The organism is Stenotrophomonas sp. Steno-Z4 (assembly GCF_056393145.1).
In genome coordinates, this window is sequence record NZ_JBWJPC010000002.1 from 58,398 (window position 1) to 71,845 (window position 13,448).

The 13,448-nt window shown below is 64.8% G+C and carries 13 protein-coding genes; 12 read left to right on the forward strand and 1 reads right to left on the reverse strand.

Annotation, left to right across the window (positions count from 1 at the left end):
• The first annotated feature begins 400 nt into the window (after nt 1–400).
• The 9 genes from recF (at nt 401) to AC06E7_RS06755 (ending at nt 9,757) form a co-directional block, all read left to right on the forward strand.
• Nucleotides 401–1,498, forward strand: a complete 1,098-nt coding sequence (gene recF / locus AC06E7_RS06715) for a DNA replication/repair protein RecF (protein ID WP_068848021.1) — start codon at nt 401–403, stop codon at nt 1,496–1,498.
• Nucleotides 1,499–1,608: 110 nt separating this feature from the next.
• The gene (gene gyrB / locus AC06E7_RS06720) at nt 1,609–4,068 is read left to right on the forward strand and encodes a DNA topoisomerase (ATP-hydrolyzing) subunit B (protein WP_093535451.1); all 2,460 of its coding nucleotides are present in this window, start codon (nt 1,609–1,611) and stop codon (nt 4,066–4,068) included.
• Nucleotides 4,069–4,141: 73 nt separating this feature from the next.
• On the forward strand, nt 4,142–4,981 hold the full coding sequence (locus AC06E7_RS06725; RefSeq protein ID WP_449324598.1) for a CPBP family intramembrane glutamic endopeptidase: 840 nt from the start codon (nt 4,142–4,144) through the stop codon (nt 4,979–4,981).
• A gap of 68 nt (nt 4,982–5,049) precedes the next feature.
• On the forward strand, nt 5,050–5,856 hold the full coding sequence (locus AC06E7_RS06730; RefSeq protein WP_093535447.1) for a M48 family metallopeptidase: 807 nt from the start codon (nt 5,050–5,052) through the stop codon (nt 5,854–5,856).
• A 132-nt stretch (nt 5,857–5,988) separates the two neighbouring features.
• The gene (locus tag AC06E7_RS06735; protein WP_093535445.1) at nt 5,989–7,194 is read left to right on the forward strand and encodes a tetratricopeptide repeat protein; all 1,206 of its coding nucleotides are present in this window, start codon (nt 5,989–5,991) and stop codon (nt 7,192–7,194) included.
• A 145-nt stretch (nt 7,195–7,339) separates the two neighbouring features.
• On the forward strand, nt 7,340–8,008 hold the full coding sequence (locus tag AC06E7_RS06740) for an energy transducer TonB (RefSeq protein WP_068848031.1): 669 nt from the start codon (nt 7,340–7,342) through the stop codon (nt 8,006–8,008).
• An 84-nt stretch (nt 8,009–8,092) separates the two neighbouring features.
• Nucleotides 8,093–8,854 (forward strand): TonB-system energizer ExbB, encoded by a 762-nt coding sequence (gene exbB, locus AC06E7_RS06745; protein ID WP_068848033.1) that lies wholly within the window; start codon nt 8,093–8,095, stop codon nt 8,852–8,854.
• A gap of 57 nt (nt 8,855–8,911) precedes the next feature.
• Nucleotides 8,912–9,337: an ExbD/TolR family protein gene (locus AC06E7_RS06750; protein WP_068848035.1), complete on the forward strand. Its 426-nt coding sequence runs from the start codon at nt 8,912–8,914 to the stop codon at nt 9,335–9,337.
• A gap of 3 nt (nt 9,338–9,340) precedes the next feature.
• Nucleotides 9,341–9,757, forward strand: a complete 417-nt coding sequence (locus AC06E7_RS06755) for an ExbD/TolR family protein (protein ID WP_068848037.1) — start codon at nt 9,341–9,343, stop codon at nt 9,755–9,757.
• Between the two features lie 199 nt (nt 9,758–9,956).
• Here AC06E7_RS06755 and AC06E7_RS06760 read toward each other — a convergent pair whose 3' ends face one another.
• On the reverse strand, nt 9,957–10,514 hold the full coding sequence (locus AC06E7_RS06760; RefSeq protein ID WP_478063693.1) for a hypothetical protein: 558 nt from the start codon (nt 10,512–10,514) through the stop codon (nt 9,957–9,959).
• Nucleotides 10,515–10,697: 183 nt separating this feature from the next.
• Here AC06E7_RS06760 and cls point away from each other — a divergent pair, with 183 nt between their 5' ends.
• From cls to AC06E7_RS06775, 3 genes are all read left to right on the forward strand, one after another.
• Nucleotides 10,698–12,167: a cardiolipin synthase gene (cls, locus tag AC06E7_RS06765; RefSeq protein WP_184126360.1), complete on the forward strand. Its 1,470-nt coding sequence runs from the start codon at nt 10,698–10,700 to the stop codon at nt 12,165–12,167.
• 63 nt (nt 12,168–12,230) lie between these two features.
• Nucleotides 12,231–12,515 (forward strand): hypothetical protein, encoded by a 285-nt coding sequence (locus AC06E7_RS06770; protein WP_184126359.1) that lies wholly within the window; start codon nt 12,231–12,233, stop codon nt 12,513–12,515.
• Nucleotides 12,512–13,255 (forward strand): pyridoxine 5'-phosphate synthase, encoded by a 744-nt coding sequence (locus AC06E7_RS06775; RefSeq protein ID WP_478063696.1) that lies wholly within the window; start codon nt 12,512–12,514, stop codon nt 13,253–13,255. Before AC06E7_RS06770 ends, AC06E7_RS06775 begins: the two co-directional genes overlap by 4 nt.
• Nucleotides 13,256–13,448: the final 193 nt, after the last annotated feature.

The window sequence follows — 13,448 nt, forward strand, 5'->3', positions numbered from 1 at the left end:
AAAACAGGGTCTGAGTCTGGGGTTCAACCTGTGGATATCTTTCAGAGGTACCCAAGGTGCCTTTTTTTTCCACAGATTGCGCAGAGATTGTGCATAAGTCATACAGCCCCCCTGTGGATAGCCAGAAATGGAAGACATCAATCTCGCGAGATCTGAGAACGCCTACCCTGCCCCGCGTTTCAGATTTCAAAGAATCGAGCGGGTAATCGCATCGGGCCCTCGGGCACCCCATCCCGACAGCGCGCCAATTTCTTGAAATCTGCACGGCTTCACCCTTGACGCTCTCTCAGATTTCAAAGAATTCACGGCGTCTCGAACGTGCGGCGAATCCACCCCGATGCAGTAAGCTGATCGATTCCCCCAGCCTCTCTTGCCGCATCTGCGGCGCAAATTCGATCGCATGCACATCCGTCGTCTGTCCCTGCACCAGATCCGCCGCTTCGACAGCGTGGAACTGGCCCCGCAACCGGGCATCAACCTGATCACTGGCGACAATGGCGCAGGCAAGACCAGTGTGCTGGAAGCGCTGCACGTGATGGCCTACGGGCGCAGTTTCCGCGGTCGCGTGCGGGATGGGCTGGTGCGCCAGGGCCAGGACGCGCTGGATGTCTTCGTTGAATGGGACGAACAGCGTTCAGGGGCGGAATCGGCCACGCGCCGCAAGGCCGGGCTGCGCCACAGCGGGCAGGAATGGAAGGGACGGCTGGATGGCGAAGACGTTGCGCAGTTGGGAAACCTTTGTGCTGCCTTGGCCGTTGTCACGTTTGAGCCGGGCAGCCACGCGCTGGTCAGCGGTGGCGGCGAGCCGCGTCGCCGGTTCCTGGATTGGGGTTTGTTCCACGTGGAACCGGACTTCCTCGCCCTCTGGCGGCGGTACTCGCGGGCCCTGAAGCAGCGCAACGCCCTTCTCAAGCAAGGCGGGCACCCGAATGCACTGGATGCATGGGACCGCGAGCTGGCAGAAGCCGGCGAACCGCTCACCACCCGGCGCCAGCACTACCTGGACCGCCTGCAGGACCGAACCATTGGCCTGGCGCAGGATCTGGCCCCGAATCTGGGCATCCAGTCACTCACCCTGAGCCCCGGCTGGCGCAAACACGAGCTTTCCCTGTCCGACGCCCTCCTGTTGGCCCGGGAACGTGACCGGTTGGCGGGCTACACCTCCGTGGGCCCGCACCGGGCCGACTGGAGCGTGGGGTTTGCCAGCATTCCCGGCCGCGACGCGCTCTCGCGTGGCCAAGCCAAACTCACCGCCCTCACCTGCCTGTTGGCCCAGGCGGAGGATTACGCAGAACAGCGCGGCGAATGGCCGGTAATCGCGCTGGATGACCTCGCGTCCGAGCTGGATCGTACCCATCAAGCCCGGGTACTTGATCGTCTGCGCGCAGGCCCGGCGCAGATATTCATCACCGCCACCGAAACGCCCGCCGCGCTGCAGGACCGCACCGATATCACCCGGTTCCACGTGGAACATGGCCAGGTCCAGCTTGTGCCATAGTGCCGGCAGGGGCCGAAGCGCCCGGCTGGTATAATTGCTGTTGCAACCCCTTATCCATCGGCGCCCCGCTTCCTGCGGCGGCCCGAACTGCGGAGCCTATGGCAAGCGCAATGACTGAAGAACAGAACACTCCGGCACCTACCGGCAATTACGACGCCAACAGCATTACCGCCCTGGAAGGCCTGGAGGCGGTCCGCAAGCGGCCCGGCATGTACATCGGCGACGTCCATGACGGCACCGGTCTGCACCACATGGTGTTCGAAGTCGTCGACAACTCCATCGACGAAGCGCTGGCAGGCCACGCCGACCACGTGGCGGTGACGATCCACGCCGACGGCTCGGTCTCCGTGTCCGACAACGGCCGTGGCATTCCCACTGGCAAGCACGGACAGATGAGCCAGAAGCTCGGCCGCGACGTGTCCGCTGCCGAAGTAGTCATGACCGTGCTGCACGCGGGCGGCAAGTTCGACGACAACAGCTACAAGGTTTCCGGCGGCCTGCACGGCGTCGGCGTCAGCGTGGTCAACGCGCTGTCGCAGAAGCTCACCCTGGATATCTTCCAGAGCGGCTTCCACTTCCATCAGGAATACGCCGATGGCGCGGCGGTAAGCCCGCTGGACCAGGTCGAAGCCAGCACCAAGCGCGGTACCACCCTGCGCTTCTGGCCGTCGGTGGTCGCGTTCCACGACAACGTCGAGTTCCACTACGAGATCCTGGCGCGCCGCCTGCGCGAACTCTCGTTCCTGAACTCCGGGGTCAAGATCGTCCTGGTCGATGAGCGTGGCGATGGCCGCCGTGACGACTTCCACTACGAAGGCGGCATCCGCAGCTTCGTGGAGCATCTGGCGCAGTTGAAGACCCCGCTGCACCCGAACGTGATCTCGGTCACCGGCGAATCCAACGGCATCACCGTCGACGTGGCGCTGCAGTGGACCGATTCCTACCAGGAAACGATGTACTGCTTCACCAACAACATCCCGCAGAAGGACGGCGGTACCCACCTTGCCGGCTTCCGCGGCGCGCTGACCCGTGTGCTCAACAACTACATCGAGCAGAACGGCATCGCCAAGCAGGCCAAGATCAACCTGACCGGCGACGACATGCGCGAAGGCATGATCGCCGTGCTCTCGGTGAAGGTGCCCGACCCCAGCTTCTCCAGCCAGACCAAGGAAAAGCTGGTCAGCTCGGACGTGCGACCGGCCGTGGAAAGCGCGTTCGGGCAGCGCCTGGAAGAGTTCCTGCAGGAAAACCCGAACGAAGCCAAGGCCATCGCCGGCAAGATCGTCGATGCCGCCCGCGCCCGCGAAGCCGCGCGCAAGGCGCGTGACCTGACCCGCCGCAAGGGCGCGTTGGATATCGCCGGCCTGCCCGGGAAGCTGGCCGACTGCCAGGAGAAAGACCCGGCGCTGTCCGAACTGTTCATCGTCGAGGGTGACTCCGCAGGTGGTTCGGCCAAGCAGGGCCGCAACCGCAAGAACCAGGCCGTGCTGCCGTTGCGCGGCAAGATCCTCAACGTGGAACGTGCCCGCTTCGACCGCATGCTGGCCTCCGACCAGGTCGGTACGCTGATCACCGCGCTGGGCACCGGCATCGGCCGCGACGAGTACAACCCGGACAAGCTGCGCTACCACCGCATCATCATCATGACCGACGCCGACGTCGACGGCGCGCACATCCGCACCCTGCTGCTCACCTTCTTCTACCGGCAGATGCCGGAGCTGATCGAGCGTGGCCACGTCTACATCGGCCTGCCGCCGCTGTACAAGATCAAGCAGGGCAAGCAGGAGCTGTACCTGAAGGACGACCCCGCGCTGGACGCTTACCTGGCCAGCAACGCGGTCGAAAACGCCTCGCTGATTCCGGCCGAGAACGAGCCGGCCATCGAAGGCGTCGCCCTGGAAAAGCTGCTGCTGGCCTACGCCTCGGCGCAGGAAGCGATCGGCCGCAATGCCCATCGCTACGACCGCCAGGTGCTTGAAGCCCTGGTCGATTTCACTCCGATGGACCTGGAGCACCTGCGCAAGGCCGGCGCCGACGAAGGCCTGGCCGCACTGGCCAAGCGCCTCAACCAGGGCAGCCTGGGCTCGCCGCGCTTCAGCCTGGAATTGCAGGAACCCACCGAAGAGCGTCCGGCTGCGCTGCTGGTCACCCGTCGCCACATGGGCGAACAGCTGATCCAGGTGCTGCCGCTGTCGGCCTTCGAAACCGGCGAACTGCGTGCCCTGCACCAGTCCTCGCTGCTGCTGCACGGGCTGGTACGTGAAGGTGCCAAGATCGTCCGCGGTGCCAAGTCGTCGGAGATCGGTGGTTTCGCCGATGCCCGCAACTGGCTGCTGGACGAAGCCAAGAAGGGTCGCCAGATCCAGCGCTTCAAGGGCCTGGGCGAAATGAATCCCGAACAGCTGTGGGACACCACCGTAAACCCCGATACGCGCCGGCTGCTTCAGGTGCGCATCGAGGACGCCGTGGCGGCCGACCAGATCTTCAGCACCCTGATGGGTGACGTGGTGGAGCCGCGCCGCGATTTCATCGAAGACAACGCGCTGCGGGTCGCCAACCTGGATATCTGACACAATCGGCTCAGGGCCGGCCGGTTGCGACCTGCAACCGGCCTGGCCACCGCCTATTGCTGCCAGGAACCCGATGTCCGCTACCGCCCCGGCGTCCACCACGCCTCCGCTGCCGCCCGCCCTGCCCAAGGCGCCCCAACGGAAACCAGGCTCCCCGATCGCGGGATTCCTGATCGATCTCGGTATCGCCACGCTCTCGCTGCTCGCCTTGAGCATGGCCAGCGGCCTGCTATGGGGCCTCTACCGCGCCGTGATCGTGGTCCGCGACACCGGCGCGCAAGCGGCCGAAGCGCTGGCCCAGCAGATGGGCCAACCTGGCGCGCTCGCGCAGATCCTGATGGCCGTGTTCGCCACCGGCGGCGCTGCGATTTTCCTGTACTTCCTCAGGCGCCGTGCCGACGCCACCGAGCGCCGCGCCTCCTTTGAGGCGGCCCGCCGGCCGTCCACCTGGGGCTGGACCGCGTTGGTTGCGCTGGGCGTGATCATCGGCAGCAACGGCATCGCCTGGCTGGCCCGGCAGGCGGGCATTGAACCGGTACCCACCAACCTGGCCCTGATGGAACAGGCACTGGCCCGCTTCCCGTGGTTCCTGGCCCTGTTCGCGATCGTGCTGGCTCCGGCCTACGAAGAACTGCTGTTCCGCCGCGTGCTGTTCGGCCGCCTGTGGCAGGCCGGTCGCCCATGGCTGGGCATGCTGCTCAGCAGCCTGGCGTTCGCGCTGGTCCACGAAGTGCCCGGCACCAGTGCCAACGGCCCGTGGGAAATCGCCCAACTGTGGCTGGTGTACGGCGGCATGGGCGCCGCGTTCGCGTGGCTTTACCAGCGTACCGGCACCTTGTGGGCCCCGATCGTGGCGCATGCGTTGAACAACGCCATCGCCCTGGCCGCGCTGGTATTCCTGGGCTTGCATTGACTCGACGGTTTGACAAAACCTTACATTCGGCCCGCCACACTGCAGACATGAACACGGGAGTCCCCGCCTTGAAACCCTTGCTGCTCGGACTTGTCATCACCTTGGCGCTCAGCGCCTGCGCCACCACCACCTCGCCCACCGGGCGCAAGCAGATGGTGGGCGGTGTATCGCAGGCCGAGCTGGACCAGCTTGGCGCGCAGGCCTTCGCCGAAACCAAACAGAAGCAGAAGATCAGCAGCGACGGCCGCCAGAACGGCTACGTGCAGTGCGTGGTCAATGCGCTGGTCGCGCAGCTGCCGCCTCAGTACCGTGGCGTACGGTGGGAGACCGCGGTATTCGTCGATGCCGAGCCGAACGCCTTCGCCTTGCCCGGCGGCAAGGTCGGCGTGAACACCGGCATCTTCACCGTGGCCAAGAACCAGGACCAGCTCGCCGCCGTGATCGGGCATGAGATCGGCCATGTCATCTCGCGCCACCACGAAGAGCGCCTCACCCGCCAGATGGGCGCGCAGACCGGCCTGGCCGTGCTTGGTGCGCTGGCCGGCGCGGCATACGGCGACGGTGCGGCCAGCACGGTCAACCAGCTCGGCGGTGCCGGCGCACAGGCCGCCTTCCTTCTGCCCGGGTCGCGCACCCAGGAAAGCGAAGCCGACGTGGTCGGCCAGCGGCTGATGGCCGAGGCAGGGTTCGACCCGGCCCAAGCGGTCAACCTGTGGCAGAACATGATGGCCGCCAGCGGCGGGCGTTCCCCGCAATGGCTGTCCACCCACCCGGACCCGGCCAACCGGATCCGGGAGCTGCAACGCGATGCCCCCGCCCTGACCGGCGTTTTCCAGCAGGCCCAGGCCGCTGGACGGCGCCCGAAGTGCGGGTGATTCGACTAAAGGATGCTGTATTGCAGCATCGGAAACGATTTCTCACGCCATCGGTTTCTGATACGTTTGGCGGCTCAGATTTTTCTGACAGTCCGTTTTGATGCCGCCGCGGCGGTTCGATCGAGGTGAAAGATGATTTTCCGCAACCACAAGCAAGCCGTGCTTTCCGTCCTCATCGCGACCGCCATTGGTGGCGTTGTGGTCACTGACGCCGTCGCCCAGACCCGCTCCACCGATCGCAGCGCCGATCGCCGTGGTGGCAAGAAGGACCAGGCCAAGGCTGAAGCGCTGTACCCGCAGGCCACCCGCGCCGAGCCGGACATCAAGGCATCGCCGAAGCTGGGCAAGCAGCTGCAGAAGATGATCGACAGCTACAACGATCAGAAGTTCCCCGAGACGCTGGCCGCGGCCAATGAAATCCTGGGCAACAGCGCCGCCAATGCGTATGACAAGTCGCTGGCCGCGCAGCTCGCCTCGCAGGCTGCCTACAACACCGACGACAACGCCGCTGCCAAGAAGTACCTGCTGCAGGTGCTGGAATTCAATGGCCTGGACAACAACGGCCACTTCCAGTCGATGCTGATGCTGGGCCAGCTGCAGATCCAGGACGACCAGCTTGCCGAAGGCCTGGCCACCCTGGACAAGTACTTCGCTGAAACCAAGTCGACCAAGCCGGAAGAGCTGATCATCAAGGGCCAGGCCCTGTACCAGCTCGAGCGCTACCAGGAAGCAGTGCCGGTGATCCAGCAGGCCATCGCCGGTGCCACCGAGCCGAAGGACAACTGGAACCAGCTGCTGATGGCCGCCCTGTCCGAGTCCGGCCAGACCGGTGAAGCGGTCAAGCAGGCTGAAGCCCTTGCCGCCAAGAACCCGGCCGACAAGAAGGCCCAGATGAACCTGGCCAGCATGTACCTGCAGGCCGACCAGATGGACAAGGCCGGCGCGGTCATGGACAAGCTCTTCAAGGGCGGCCAGCTGACCGAGGAGCGCGAGTACAAGCAGGCGTACTCGATCTACGCCAACTCGGACAAGAAGGAAGCCGAGGTCATCGCCGTGATCAACGACGGCCTGCAGAAGGGCATCCTGAAGCCGGATTACCAGGTGTATCTGGCCCAGGCCCAGGCGTACTACTACTCGGAACCGCCGCAGGTCGAAAAGGCGATCGAAGCGTGGCAGAAGGCCGCCCCGCTTTCCAAGGACGGTGAAACCTACTTGAACCTGGCACGTGTCTTGCATTCGGAAGGTCGCATTCCGGAGGCCAAGACGGCCGCCCAGCAGGCGCTGGCGAAGGGTGTGAAGAACCAGGCGGATGCCAAGAAAATCATCAACCTGAAGTAAGTAGGAATAACGCCTGAACGCCTGCGTGAGTGATGCGCAGGCGCTCAGGATTGGTATAAGCTTGGAGGTTCCTGCGGTGTCATGCACCGCTGATCATGGGCTATCTGTCCCCAGGTACCCGGCCCCACTAATGAGCTCTTGGCGCATGACGGAACAACTAGTCGTTCACAGGTACGAACAACGCGATGACACCGGCCTCAGCTGGCCGCGCATCGTGGGTATCGCCTTTGTAATCGCATTGCATCTCGCCGCCCTGATGCTGCTCCTCATCCCCGCCGTGGCCCCCAAGGCTGTGACGGAGAAGGAACGCAACATCATGGTGACCCTGGTCGACGCTCCGCCGCCGCCCCCACCGCCGCCGCCGCCGCCGCCGCCGACTGAAACGCCGCCGCCGCCGGTCAAGAACCTGTCGCCGCCCAAGCCCTCGCCGGTGCCGCCGCCGCCGCAGGCGCCGGTGATCGACGTGCCGGAACCGCGTCCGAACGACATCGTCACGCCGCCGAGTCCGCCGAGCCCGCCGCAGCCGCCGAGTTCCATCGAGGCCAGCGTCGATATCTCGTCCAAGGCCATGAATCCCCCGCGTTACCCGCCGGCCGCGTTCCGCGCAGGTATCCAGGGTGAAGTGATCCTGATCATTGATGTCGATGCCAACGGCAACGTCACCAATGTGTCGGTCGAAAAGTCCAGCCGTAACCGCGATCTGGACCGTGCAGCGATGGAAGCCGCCCGTAAATGGCGCTTCAACGCAGCCGAATCGGGCGGGAAGAAAGCTGCAGGTCGCGTCCGCGTCCCGGTCAACTTTGCGCTGAATTGATGGGCCGGGTGGCCTGCCGGCCACCCTCCTGTCACTTGAACCTAGCTACAACATTCATCACCACACACAACAAAGGTAAGCGTCATGCTGCAGGAACTCTTCATCGCCGCTGCTGCCGGGGGCAACCCGTCGAATGCCCTCTCGCAGATGGGCTTCGAGCATCTGATCCACGAAATGACCTCCAAGCCGGGCGACTTCGCCGTCTCCTGGGTCGTGCTTCTGACCCTGGTGATCATGTCGGCCATGTCCTGGTACTGGACCGTCATCAACATCTTCCGTGCTACCCGCCTGAAGAGCGCTGCTGACAAGGTCGTGAGCCTGTTCTGGGATACCCCGAACGCACAGGACGCCATCCGCGCCATGGAAGAACAGCCGGCTTCCGAGCCGTTCTCCAAGATCGCCCTGGACGCAGCCCAGGCTGCCGCCCACCACCAGCGTGCCGAAGGTGGCGCCACCGGTGGCCTGGGTGAAAACCTGAGCCGTTCGGAGTTCGTCGACCGCGCCCTGCGTCAGGCCGTGACCCGCGAAAGCAACAACCTGCAGTCGGGCATGACCCTGCTGGCCACCGTCGGTGCAACCGCTCCGTTCGTCGGTCTGCTCGGCACCGTGTGGGGCATCTACGGCGCGCTGATCAAGATCGGTGCAACCGGTTCGGCCTCCATCGACGCCGTTGCCGGCCCGGTGGGTGAAGCCCTGATCATGACCGCCATCGGTCTGTTCGTGGCAATCCCGGCCGTGTTCGCCTTCAACTTCTTCAGCAAGATCAACAGCGCCACGATCAGCAAGTTCGATACGTTCGCTCACGACCTGCACGACTTCTTCGCCACCGGTTCGCGCGTCCGCTAATTGCGACGCGCTGTACCCAGCGAGAACGTAGTCAACACGATCTAGACGGAGCCCGTTATGGCTTTCAGTAGTGGTAACAGCGGCGGCCCCATGGCCGACATCAACGTTACGCCCCTCGTGGACGTGATGCTGGTGCTGCTGATCATCTTCATCATCACGGCGCCCCTGATGTCCCATAAGGTCAAGGTCGACCTGCCTGAGGCCAACCTGGTGCAGAAGCCGGAAGATGCGGCTGATCGCAAGGGCCCCATCACCCTGGCGGTGAAGGAAGACGGCTCGATTTACTGGAACGACGAAGAGATCGACAAGCAGACTCTCGAGTCCCGCCTGGCGACCGCCGCCCAGCAGACCCCCCAGCCCCCGCTCAATCTGCGTGGTGACCGCACCACCAAGATGCGCGTCATCAACGAGATGACGAAGGTCGCGCAGGAGCAGGGCATGCTCGACGTTGGCTTCGTGGCCACCAAAGAGAAGGGGCAGTAAGCCATGGCATTCAGTTCTGGTGGTGGCAAGGGCCCAATGGCCGACATCAACGTTACGCCCCTCGTGGACGTGATGCTGGTGCTGTTGATCATCTTCATCGTTACCGCGCCGATCATGACGTACCCGATCGCCGTGGACCTGCCGCAGCGCGTGCTCAACCCACCGCCGCAGCTGGTCGAACCGCCGCCGCCGATCGAGCTGCGGATCGACGCCAGCAACCAGGTGTTCTGGAACAACAGCCCGGTTGCAACGGCTGAGCTCCAGCAGCGTATGGAACAGGAAGTGCAGCGTGACCCGACCAACCAGCCCGAGCTGCGCATCGACGCCAGCCCGGACTCCGAGTACGACGTGATGGCCAAGGTTCTGGCCGCCGCGAAGAACGCGCAGATGAAGAAGATCGGGTTCCAGCAGCAGCAGTAAGACGCAACACCAAGTCATGACGCGACTGGAAAGCGCCCCTGGAAACAGGGGTGCTTTTTTTGTTGGCGCGTTCGGCCATTGACATCAATCCGGGGCCGTTCCACCATGGTTACGCGCAAGCAACACATAGCCGAGCCATTGCGCATCCCACCTGGTCACCAGGTCCCGGCCGGCCCGGGTATATCCAAGGGAATCGGACTCACGGAGCCTCGCCCAGCATCGCTGGCCGGCGCTTTCGTTCTTGAGGCGCCTCCAGTACATCCGCGAATCGTCTTGGATCGGGTTCATCGTCCTGCCTTGCGCGTCCCCGCAGGATCTCTCCCAATAAAAGATTGAAGGAATAGCGTCCCTTGCCGGGATGCGGCTTGCGCGGATCAAGCGGATACGCGGATTGCACCAGCAGCAGCACACTGTTCGAGCCGTGCCGCTTCCACCGTTTAAGATTGAAGAAGACGCCATAGCGTTCGCCGCTGTCCAGCCGCACGGCAACATAGTTGTCCGCTGCGGTGCGCTCGCAGGATTGTCGCCCTTCGATCACGTGGCGAATCATCTCCGGAAGCCGCTTCGACAACGTGTATCGAACACCATCAAATGCGCGGCACTCGCGATTGTCGGAAATCATGTCGTCATCAGCGGCACGACGCTGCACAGAGAAGCAATGAAGCCCAAAGCCGACATACAGGACGACCTCCCGGCCGGGGTGCCCCTTAGCGGCAAGCAGGGCGTAGTTGAGACGAAAGGGATGCAGGTGATTCAAGGGGAAGGCCTTGCCTGTCCCTGTGGGGCATCCAGCGGATTAGACCGCCTGACCAGTTGACCGCCATCCCTTGCTCCATGACACCCCGTTGTGCGTCAAGAGACTCGGGCTACAGGCGCCCCGACTTCAAGGCCAAAACAGTCACGCATGCGTCGGACACCCGCGTCCGGCTATGATCCGCGGATGCTTGCCACCTACCCCGCGCTTGCCGACTGGCTCCACTGGCTGGATGCCTTTCCGCACCTGCGCCCGCTGCTCATCGCCGCCTACGTGCTGTACCTGCTGTGGTTGATCGGCTGGATCATGCTGCAGAAGCGCGAGCCGGTGGCCACGCTCAGCTGGATCCTTTCGCTGGCCGCCCTGCCCTACCTGGGCCTGTTCGTGTACTACCTGCTCGGGCCGCAGAAGGTGAAAAGGCAGCGCCTGCGCCGTGGCCGCGCGCGTTCCGGCATGGAGCACTACAGCAGCGTGTGCCCGCCCGACGCGGACTGCACCGAACTGGCGAAGATCGCCCAGGCCACCACCGGCCTGGCGCCCAGCTCGGCCACCGAAGTGGAGTGGCTGGTGGACGGCGCGCAGACCTATGCCGCGCTGTTGAAGGCCGTGGCCCAGGCGCGCGACCACCTGCACGTGGAGTACTACATCTTCAACCCCGACCACGCCGGTACCGCGCTGCGCGACGCCCTGGTCGAACGCGCCAAGGCCGGCGTGCGCGTGCGCCTGCTGCTGGATGCGGTGGGCTCGTCCGGCATCCGCACGCGGTTCCTCAAGCCGCTGCGTGATGCGGGCGCCGAAGTGGCCTGGTTCCACCCACGCCAGCTGCTCAAACCGTTCAAGCGGCCGTGGATGAACATGCGCACCCACCGCAAGCTGGTGGTGATCGATGGCCGCGTCGCCTTCACCGGTGGTATCAACATCACCGACGAAGAAGACGAAAGCCGCCGGCCCGATGCCTACCGCGACCTGCACATGCGCCTGACCGGCCACGTGGTGCGCAGCCTGCAGCTGGTGTTCGTCGAAGACTGGATCTACGCCACCGGCGAGCCGAAGGAGCGCTTCAACATCGCCCAGCTGTGGCCCACCGACATGCCGGGCCGCCAGGACGGCGCCATCAACGCCCAGGTGCTGGTATCAGGCCCGGACTCGGGCTGGGAAACCATCCACCGCCTGCAGGTGGCCGCCATCCACGAAGCGCGCGAACGCGTGTGGCTGGTCACGCCCTATTTCGTGCCGGGCGAAGCCGCGCGCATGGCGCTCACCTCGGCCGCACTGGGCGGGCTGGACGTGCGCCTGCTGGTACCGAAGATGAGCGATTCCTGGTTCGTCACCCAGGCCGCGCGCTCCTACTTCGACGAGCTGCTGCAGGCCGGGGTGAAGATCTACGAGTACGGGCCGCGCATGCTGCACACCAAGGCGTTCATCGCCGACCACGACGTCTGCATCGCCGGCAGCGCCAACTTCGACCACCGCAGTTTCCGGCTCAACTTCGAACTGTCGATGATGATCAGCAGCGCCGAGTGCGTGGCGGAACTGGAGAAAATCCTCATCGCGGAATTCGCCGCTTCCACGCCCGTGCGCAACGACCGGCAGCGCTCGCTGTGGCTGCACCGGGTGCCCGAGGCGTTCGCTCGCCTGGCCTCCCCGCTGCTGTAGCCGCCACGTGGAACCGCCCCCCACCCCGGCGCTACACTGCGCAGGTCAACGGGGAGAATGACAATGTATTGGCTGTTCCTGCTGCTGTCGCTGGGCTGTTTCACCTTTGCCATCAAGACACCGTCCACCGGCATGATGATGTTGTGGCTGGCCGGTGCACTGGTGTTCCTGCTGGCCTGGATCCGCGGCCGTTACCTGGCCAGCTTTGGCGGCAGCCAGCGGGATGCGGCCGGGTCGCACGACATCTACAACGCGATCGACCCTGCCGAGCTGCGCCGGCTGCGCGAGCAGGCCCAGGCCCGCCGCGACGCCGACCGCGACCCGAATGACCTTCCCCCGAGCCTATGACCCACCTCAGCGTCAACGTGAACAAGATCGCCGTCCTGCGCAATTCGCGCGGCGGCCAGGACCCTGATGTGCTGCAGGCGGCCAGAGCCTGCCTGGACGCCGGTGCCCACGGCATCACCGTGCACCCGCGCCCGGATCGTCGGCATATCCACGCCGAGGATGTGCTCGCCCTCTCGGCGCTGACCACCGCGCGGGGCGTGGAATTCAACATCGAAGGCAACCCGTTCGCCCCGCCTCGGCCGGGTTACCCGGGCCTGTTGCCGCTGTGCGCGCAGACCCGCCCGGCCCAGGCCACCCTGGTGCCCGACAGCGACGGCCAGCTCACCTCCGACCACGGCTTCGATTTCAGCCGCGACGCCGACCGGCTGCGCCCGTTGATCGCCGAACTCAAAAGCTACGGCTGCCGAGTCAGCCTGTTCGTGGACGCCGGCAACCCGGACCTGGCCCAGGCCGCCGACATTGGCGCTGACCGCATCGAGCTCTACACCGGTCCCTATGCCGAGGCGCACGCCGCAGGCGACGCCACCGTCATGCTCGCCCTGTTCGCCGACGCCGCCCGCCGCGCCCAGGCCGCCGGCCTCGGGGTCAACGCCGGCCACGACCTCTCCCAGGATAACCTCCGGGATTTCCTGCAAACGGTCCCGAACGTCCTCGAAGTCTCGATCGGCCACGCGCTGATCAGCGAAGCCCTCTACGCCGGCCTGGACGCAACGGTAAAGGGCTACCTCGCCCTCCTTTGATGGATCCCGCGCAAACCGCGGCTCCGGGCCCTGCCCGGATGCTCTTCGCTGGGACCCAAGTGCGCTGAAGAATCCCCTGTGGATAACCCTGGGGAACAAACCCCAACCATTCAGCCCAAACCTAACAGGGGCGCGGATTGCGCTTCCCTTCGACCCTGTGGTTAGTAATACTACTAACCCATGCACACCGCTC

Bases quoted from the DNA above. Each gene is read 5' to 3' on its own strand.
- recF (WP_068848021.1), top strand. From the start codon at position 401: ATGCACATCCGTCGTCTGTCCCTGCACCAGATCCGCCGCTTCGACAGC.
- gyrB (WP_093535451.1), top strand. From the start codon at position 1,609: ATGACTGAAGAACAGAACACTCCGGCACCTACCGGCAATTACGACGCC.
- AC06E7_RS06725 (WP_449324598.1), top strand. From the start codon at position 4,142: ATGTCCGCTACCGCCCCGGCGTCCACCACGCCTCCGCTGCCGCCCGCC.
- AC06E7_RS06735 (WP_093535445.1), top strand. From the start codon at position 5,989: ATGATTTTCCGCAACCACAAGCAAGCCGTGCTTTCCGTCCTCATCGCG.
- AC06E7_RS06740 (WP_068848031.1), top strand. From the start codon at position 7,340: ATGACGGAACAACTAGTCGTTCACAGGTACGAACAACGCGATGACACC.
- exbB (WP_068848033.1), top strand. From the start codon at position 8,093: ATGCTGCAGGAACTCTTCATCGCCGCTGCTGCCGGGGGCAACCCGTCG.
- AC06E7_RS06750 (WP_068848035.1), top strand. From the start codon at position 8,912: ATGGCTTTCAGTAGTGGTAACAGCGGCGGCCCCATGGCCGACATCAAC.
- AC06E7_RS06755 (WP_068848037.1), top strand. From the start codon at position 9,341: ATGGCATTCAGTTCTGGTGGTGGCAAGGGCCCAATGGCCGACATCAAC.
- cls (WP_184126360.1), top strand. From the start codon at position 10,698: ATGCTTGCCACCTACCCCGCGCTTGCCGACTGGCTCCACTGGCTGGAT.
- AC06E7_RS06770 (WP_184126359.1), top strand. From the start codon at position 12,231: ATGTATTGGCTGTTCCTGCTGCTGTCGCTGGGCTGTTTCACCTTTGCC.
- AC06E7_RS06775 (WP_478063696.1), top strand. From the start codon at position 12,512: ATGACCCACCTCAGCGTCAACGTGAACAAGATCGCCGTCCTGCGCAAT.